Annotated in this window: 4 protein-coding genes; 3 read left to right on the top strand and 1 reads right to left on the bottom strand. The window is 63.0% G+C overall.

The window, feature by feature from the left end; genetic code table 11:
• The first annotated feature begins 245 nt into the window (after positions 1-245).
• Together rluB and ACK1VC_RS26605 are read left to right on the top strand one after the other, a co-directional pair.
• Positions 246-1,313, top strand: coding sequence for a 23S rRNA pseudouridine(2605) synthase RluB (rluB, locus tag ACK1VC_RS26610; RefSeq protein WP_016488510.1), 1,068 nt, complete (start codon positions 246-248; stop codon positions 1,311-1,313).
• Between the two features lie 729 nt (positions 1,314-2,042).
• Positions 2,043-3,461 carry an amino acid permease gene (locus ACK1VC_RS26605; RefSeq protein WP_161775555.1) on the top strand — a complete coding sequence of 473 codons (1,419 nt, stop codon included), beginning with the start codon at positions 2,043-2,045 and terminating at the stop codon, positions 3,459-3,461.
• Positions 3,462-3,536: 75 nt separating this feature from the next.
• Here the strand turns inward: ACK1VC_RS26605 and ACK1VC_RS26600 are convergent, their stop codons facing one another.
• Positions 3,537-4,421 (bottom strand): LysR substrate-binding domain-containing protein, encoded by an 885-nt coding sequence (locus ACK1VC_RS26600; protein WP_095116792.1) that lies wholly within the window; start codon positions 4,419-4,421, stop codon positions 3,537-3,539.
• A 152-nt stretch (positions 4,422-4,573) separates the two neighbouring features.
• Here ACK1VC_RS26600 and ydiJ point away from each other — a divergent pair.
• On the top strand, positions 4,574-7,575 hold a 3,002-nt coding region (ydiJ, locus tag ACK1VC_RS26595; protein ID WP_449118149.1), incomplete at its 3' end, for a D-2-hydroxyglutarate dehydrogenase YdiJ.

Raw genomic sequence — 7,575 nt, 5'->3', positions numbered from 1 at the left:
CCGGCAAGCCAGCTCCCACTGGGGTTCCACAGGTCTTGGAAGGGGGGCTGTGCTTGTGGGAGCTGGCTTGCCGGCGACAGGGCCAGTGAGATCAACATAAGACCACTAGGCTGAAACCTCTCCCAATGCGTGCAAAACCCTCTAACCTCCAGTGCGTTCCATTGCCGAACCGCGTATGATGCGCGGCCTTTTGGCGCGTTCGTCGCCAAGAACCTGTTTTCATTCCTACACCGGGAGGTGCCCAGATGAGTGAGCAAGACCTGCAAGATACCGAGATCACCCCACCCGCTGGCGAAAAGCTGCAGAAAGTGCTGGCGCGCATTGGCGTGGGTTCGCGCCGTGACGTCGAGGCCTGGATCAGCCAGGGCCGCATCAAGGTCAACGGCGTCGCAGCCACCCTTGGCCAGCGCGTCGACCTGCACGACGCCATTGCCGTAGACGGCAAGCTGATCAAGCGCGAAGAGGCCGCCGAGGCCACTCGCCGGGTGATCATGTACAACAAGCCTGATGGTGAAATCTGCACCCGCGACGACCCTGAAGGCCGCCCGACCGTGTTCGACCGCCTGCCACGGCCAAAAGAGGGCCGCTGGATCAACATCGGCCGCCTCGACATCAACACCACCGGCTTGCTGCTGTTCACCACCGACGGTGAGTTGGCCAACCGCCTGATGCACCCGTCCTACGAGATGGACCGAGAGTACGCGGTACGGGTGCGTGGTGAAGTCGACGACGAGATGATCGAGCGCCTGAAAGCCGGCGTGATGCTGGAAGACGGCCCGGCGAAGTTCACCGACATCCAGAAGGCACCGGGTGGCGAAGGTTTCAACCACTGGTACCACTGCGTGGTGATGGAGGGCCGTAACCGTGAGGTGCGTCGCCTGTGGGAATCCCAGGGCATGGTGGTCAGCCGCCTGAAGCGCGTGCGTTTCGGCCCGGTGTTCCTCAACTCTGACCTGCCGATGGGCCGCTGGCGTGAAATGACCCAGGGCGAAATCGACATCCTGGCCGCCGAAGTGGGCCTGCAGCCAGTAGCGCTGCCTGCCATGAAGCTCAAGGCCAAGGACAAGATGGAGCGCCTGCAGCGCAAGTCGACCCGCCCGCTGGGCCGTGGCGAGCGCGTGCGCAACCTGCGCCCGGCTCACGAAGGTGCTGCTACCGGCGAGCGTCCGGCGCGTCAGCCGCGTGAAGAGGCCCCGCGTAAACCTAACCGTGGCAGCACGGTGGCCGAGCGCCCGAGCGAGATGCGCAAACGTACCGGCAAGCCTGAGGGTGACAAGCCGGCAGGCCGTGGTCGCGGCAAGCCGCGTGGCTGATAAGCCAGTGTGGTAATCAAGAAACCAGCCTTCGGGCTGGTTTTTTTATGCCTGTAGGGGCGCGGCCGCTTCGACAGCTACCGCGTCAATTTGAGGTCTTGCGCGGTCCTTGTAGCGGCCTTGACGAGGCACTGGACCGGTCGGAAAGGGCCGCATAGCGGCCCCAAGATATTGAACAAAAAAGATTTTTCGGACGACTGGCAAGTTCCTGAACCGCCGTGTAAAGAAATTTATACGAATGTAGCCGTTTTCAGTCCGCATTTCAGATCGCGCCCGGTCGTGTAAACAAACCTTGCCGGCGTCCATGTGCCAAAGCCGCGCCCCTGGCCCGACCCACCCTTGCCCAAACCCCCGTCCCCACGGTGTTATAGCCACCATTGCCGTGTGCAACAGCCCGTCCACAGCGCCGGGCTGACAAAACAACAAATGGAGGCGCCATGTACGCCGATCACTCCGCCTTTGAAGGCCCACACCACAGGATCGCTGCGTTTTTTCCGGATGGAAGGACGCAACGCGTTGACGCCTGCGCGTTTGCAGGGGTATACAGTGCGCCGCGTTTTACCTGTGACCCTCTTGCGTACCGCGCACTCTTGATCACGCCTGGTTGACCCGCTCCGGCGGCACCTGAGGTCAAGAAACCCAAGGTAACCACCTTGCTCATTCCGCTGCGCCACGAGCGCGGTGGGTCCGATTCCGTCACAGATAAAAACAATGCAGGTGACTTCGTTCATGAGTGGACAAAACATGCATTCAGGCGAGCTCAAGCGGGGCCTGAAGAACCGCCATATCCAGTTGATCGCCCTTGGTGGTGCGATTGGTACCGGCCTGTTCCTCGGCTCGGCAGGCGTGATGAAATCCGCCGGCCCGTCAATGATCCTTGGCTACGCCATTTGCGGCTTCATCGCTTTCATGATCATGCGCCAGCTTGGCGAAATGATTGTTGAAGAGCCGGTGGCCGGCTCGTTCAGCCATTTTGCCCACACCTACTGGGGTGGTTTCGCCGGCTTCCTGTCGGGCTGGAACTGCTGGGTGCTGTACATCCTGGTCGGCATGTCGGAGCTTTCGGCGGTCGGCAAGTATGTTCACTACTGGTGGCCGGAGATCCCGACCTGGGTCACGGCGGCGGCGTTCTTCGTGCTGATCAACGCCATCAACCTGATGAACGTGAAGTTCTTCGGTGAAGCCGAATTCTGGTTTGCCATCATCAAGGTCGTGGCCATCGTCAGCATGATCGGCCTGGGTGCCTACCTGCTCACCAGTGGCAGCGGTGGCCCGGACGCCACCATCGCCAACCTGTGGTCGCATGGCGGTTTCTTCCCGAACGGTGTCAGCGGGCTGGTAATGGCCCTGGCGTTCATCATGTTCTCCTTCGGTGGCCTGGAAATGCTCGGCTTCACCGCTGCCGAGGCTGACAAGCCGAAGACCGTGATCCCCAAGGCGATCAACCAGGTCATCTACCGCATCCTGATCTTCTATGTCGGTGCGCTGGTGGTGCTGCTGTCGTTGACCCCGTGGGACAACCTGGTTGCCAGCATCGATGCCTCGGGTGGCAGCTATGGCAGCAGCCCGTTCGTGCAGGTGTTCTCGCTGCTGGGCAGTGATGTGGCCGCCCACTTGCTGAACTTCGTGGTGCTGACCGCAGCGCTGTCGGTGTACAACAGCGGCACCTACTGCAACGCCCGCATGCTGCTGGGCATGGCCGAGCAGGGCGATGCCCCGGCGTCGCTGGCCAAGGTCGACAAGCGTGGCGTGCCAGTGCGTTCGATCCTGGTGTCGGCCGCGGTGACCTTTGTCGCCGTGCTGCTCAACTACCTGATGCCTCAGAACGCCCTGGAGCTGCTGATGTCGCTGGTAGTGGCCACCCTGGTGATCAACTGGGCGATGATCAGCTATTCGCACCTGAAGTTCCGTCAGCACATGGACCGTACCGGCCAGAAGCCGCTGTTCAAGGCGCTGTGGTACCCCTACGGCAACTATGTGGTACTGGCCTTCGTGGTGCTGATTCTGGGCATCATGCTGATGATCCCGGGCATCCAGGTTTCGGTGTATGCGATCCCTGTGTGGCTGTTTGCGATGTTTGTTGTCTACATGGTCAAGCCGCGCCGCAGGATGAATGCCGGTGGGGTGGCGGGTACCGCAGCCAAGTAAGCAACCCAACGTAGTAAGAAGAAACCCCAAGCCAGGTGACCGGCTTGGGGTTTTTTATTGCCTGTGCCGGCCTCTTCAGATCTGTTCCAGCAACCAGCCCCTGAATGCCCGTAACGACGGCAAGGCCTCATTCCTGGGCGGGTAGATCAGGTAGTAACTGCGCTGGCTGGCAAACGCCACCCCAGGGCTGTACAGCTCTGCCTTGGCCAACTCCTCCTCTACCAGAATGCGCGGCACCAGGCCAATGCCAATCCCGGCGCGCACTGCCTGAATCAGGTGCGAAGTCAGCTCAAAGCTCGGCCCCAGGCGCATCGACCGGTGCGGCAGGCCATGGTGCGAGAACCACTCGCCCCAGGCGTGCGGGTTGTTCGCCACATTCAGCAGCACCTCTTCGCTTATCCTTGCCGGGCTCCAGGCCTGGCTAACCGCGGCGGCCTCCGGCGGCAGGATCACCACCAGTTCCTCGGCATGCAGGCGATGGCAGATGAGCCCCGGCAGATCGTGGCTGGCCACACCGATGGCCGCATCGATTTCGCTGGTGTCGAAGTTGATGGCTTCGATGCGTGAATGAATGTGCACCAGCATGCCTGGGTGGGCGTTATAGAACGCATGCAACCTCGGCAGCAGCCATTTCGAGCCGAAGGTAGGCAGCGTGGCCAGGCGCAAGGTGCCTACCCCTGACTGGTAGGCCAGTGCCTGCAGGGTGGCGCTGCGGATGCGCCCCAGTGCCTCACTGAGCTCGCGCTGGTACAGGCGGCCGACATCGGTCAGTTGCACCTGGCGGCCCTCGCGGCGGAACAGGGTCAGGCCCAGTTGCTGTTCCAGCGCCTGCACCTGGCGGCTGACCGCGCTCTGGGTCAGTGAAAGCTCGGCAGCGGCGCGGGTGTAGCTTTCATGCCGGGCGGCGGCCTCGAATGCCAGCAGCAGCGACATGGAAGGTGTCAGGTGGCGGTAATTCATTCATGAAAGTCATTGATAGCGGCAGGATTATCCGTTTGCCCTTGAGGCGAAACTACAGGAACATTGGCCTATACGTCATCCCCGCATGGCAACACTTATGCTGCGGTGACAGGAATCCCGTGAATTAGCCAATATCAAGAGGCCATCCTTCGATGATCGCCCAGCTGCCGACCGTTGCACCGAGCGCCGACTACCCAGAATTCCTCGAAGCCTTGCGCAACAGCGGCTTCCGTGGCCAGATCAGTGCCGACTACGGCACCCGCACCGTACTGGCCACCGATAACTCGATCTACCAGCGGTTGCCCCAGGCGGCGGTGTTCCCGCTGGACGCCGATGATGTGGCGCGGGTTGCCACGCTGATGAGCGAGGCGCGCTTCCAGCAGGTCAAGCTGACCCCGCGCGGCGGTGGCACCGGCACCAACGGCCAGTCGCTGACCGATGGCATCGTCGTCGACCTGTCGCGGCACATGAACAAGATCCTCGAAATCAATGTCGAGGAGCGCTGGGTACGGGTGCAGGCCGGTACGGTGAAGGACCAGCTCAATGCTGCGCTCAAACCGCACGGTCTGTTCTTCGCCCCCGAGCTGTCCACCTCCAACCGCGCCACCGTTGGCGGCATGATCAATACCGACGCCAGCGGGCAGGGCAGTTGCACCTATGGCAAGACCCGCGACCACGTGCTGGAGTTGCACAGCGTGCTGCTCGGTGGCGAGCGCCTGCACAGCCTGCCGATTGACGATGCCGCGCTGGAACAGGCCTGTGCCGCCCCCGGCCGGGTCGGCGAGGTCTACCGCATGGCCCGCGACATTCAGGAAACCCAGGCTGAGCTGATCGAAGCCACCTTCCCCAAGCTCAACCGTTGCCTGACCGGCTACGACTTGGCGCATCTGCGCGATGAGCAGGGCCGTTTCAACCTCAACAGCGTGCTGTGTGGCGCTGAGGGCTCGCTGGGCTATGTGGTTGAAGCCAAGCTCAACGTGCTGCCGATCCCCAAGTACGCGGTGCTGGTCAACGTGCGCTACACCAGTTTCATGGATGCCCTGCGCGACGCCAACGTGCTGATGGCGCACAAGCCGCTGTCGATCGAAACCGTCGACTCCAAGGTGTTGATGCTGGCGATGAAAGACATCGTCTGGCACAGCGTTGCCGAATACTTCCCGGCCGACCCCGAGCGCCCGACCTTGGGTATCAACCTGGTGGAGTTCTGTGGCGATGAGCCGGCCGAGGTCAACGCCAGGGTGCAGGCCTTTGTCGAACACTTGCAGGCGGACACCAGCGTCGAGCGGCTGGGGCATACCTTGGCCGAAGGCGCCGAGGCGGTCACCCGTGTCTACGTCATGCGCAAGCGCTCGGTGGGCCTGCTGGGTAACGTCGAGGGCGAGGTGCGCCCGCAGCCGTTTGTCGAAGACACCGCGGTGCCGCCGGAGCAGCTGGCCGACTACATCGCCGACTTCCGCGCGCTGCTCGATGGCTACGGCCTGGCCTACGGCATGTTCGGCCACGTCGATGCCGGCGTACTGCACGTGCGCCCGGCGCTGGACATGAAAGACCCCGCGCAGGCTGCGTTGGTCAAGCCGATTTCCGATGCAGTGGCGGCGCTGACCAAAAGTTACGGTGGCTTGCTGTGGGGCGAACACGGCAAAGGCCTGCGCTCCGAGTACGTGCCGGAGTACTTCGGCGAGCTGTACCCGGCGCTGCAGCGCCTGAAAGGTGCCTTCGACCCGCACAACCAGCTTAACCCGGGCAAGATCTGCACTCCGCCGGGCAGCACCGAGGGCCTGACCCCGGTCGATGGCGTGACCCTGCGCGGCGACCTCGACCGCACCATCGATGAGCGTGTGTGGCAGGATTTCCCCAGTGCCGTGCACTGCAACGGTAACGGCGCCTGCTACAACTACGACCCCAACGACGCCATGTGCCCGTCGTGGAAGGCCACCCGCGAACGCCAGCATTCGCCCAAGGGCCGTGCTTCGTTGATGCGCGAGTGGCTGCGCCTGCAGGGCGAGGCGAACATCGACGTGCTGGCCGCGGCGCGCAACAAGGTGTCGTGGCTCAAAGGCCTGCCAGCGCGGCTGCGCAACAACCGCGCACGCAGCCAGGGGCAGGAAGATTTCTCCCATGAAGTGTACGACGCCATGGCCGGTTGCCTGGCGTGCAAGTCGTGCGCCGGGCAGTGCCCGATCAAGGTTAACGTGCCGGATTTCCGTTCACGCTTCCTTGAGCTGTACCACGGCCGCTACCAGCGCCCGCTCCGTGACTACCTGATCGGCTCGCTGGAGTTCAGCATTCCGTACCTGGCCCACGCGCCAGGGCTTTACAACGCGGTGATGGGGTCGAAGTGGGTAACCCGGCTGCTGGCCGACAAGATCGGCATGGTCGACAGCCCGCTGATCAGCCGTTTCAACTTCCAGGCCACCCTGACCCGCTGCCGCGTTGGTGTGGCCAGCGTACCGGCCCTGCGTGAACTGACCCCGGCCCAGCGCGAGCGCAGCATCGTGCTGGTGCAGGACGCCTTTACCCGCTATTTCGAAACGCCGCTGCTGTCGGCCTTCATCGACCTGGCCCATCGCCTCGGTCATCGGGTGTTCCTGGCGCCGTACAGCGCCAACGGCAAGCCGCTGCACGTGCAGGGTTTCCTTGGCGCATTCGCCAAGGCGGCGATCCGCAACGCCACCCAGCTCAAGGCCCTGGCCGACTGTGGCGTGCCGCTGGTGGGCCTGGACCCGGCGATGACCCTGGTGTATCGCCAGGAATACCAGAAAGTGCCGGGGTTGGAAGATTGCCCTAAGGTGCTGTTGCCGCAGGAGTGGCTGATGGATGTGCTGCCCGAGCAGGCGCCGACCGCGCCGGGCAACTTCCGCCTGATGGCCCATTGCACCGAAAAGACCAACGTACCGGCCAGCACACGGCAGTGGGAGCAGGTGTTTGCCCGGTTGGGCCTGAAGCTGGTTACCGAGGCGACGGGTTGCTGCGGCATGTCCGGTACCTACGGGCATGAGGCGCGTAACCAGGAAACATCGCGGACCATCTTTGAGCAGAGCTGGGCCACCAAGCTGGACAAGGAGGGGGAGCCGCTAGCAACGGGCTACTCGTGCCGTAGCCAGGTCAAGCGCATGACCGAGCGCAAGATGCGCCACCCGCTGGAAGTGGTGTT

The organism is Pseudomonas sp. XP2 (genome assembly GCF_053557975.1).
The sequence above is the reverse complement of the archived record's forward strand: the minus strand, read 5'-3'. Positions and strand labels throughout refer to the sequence as shown.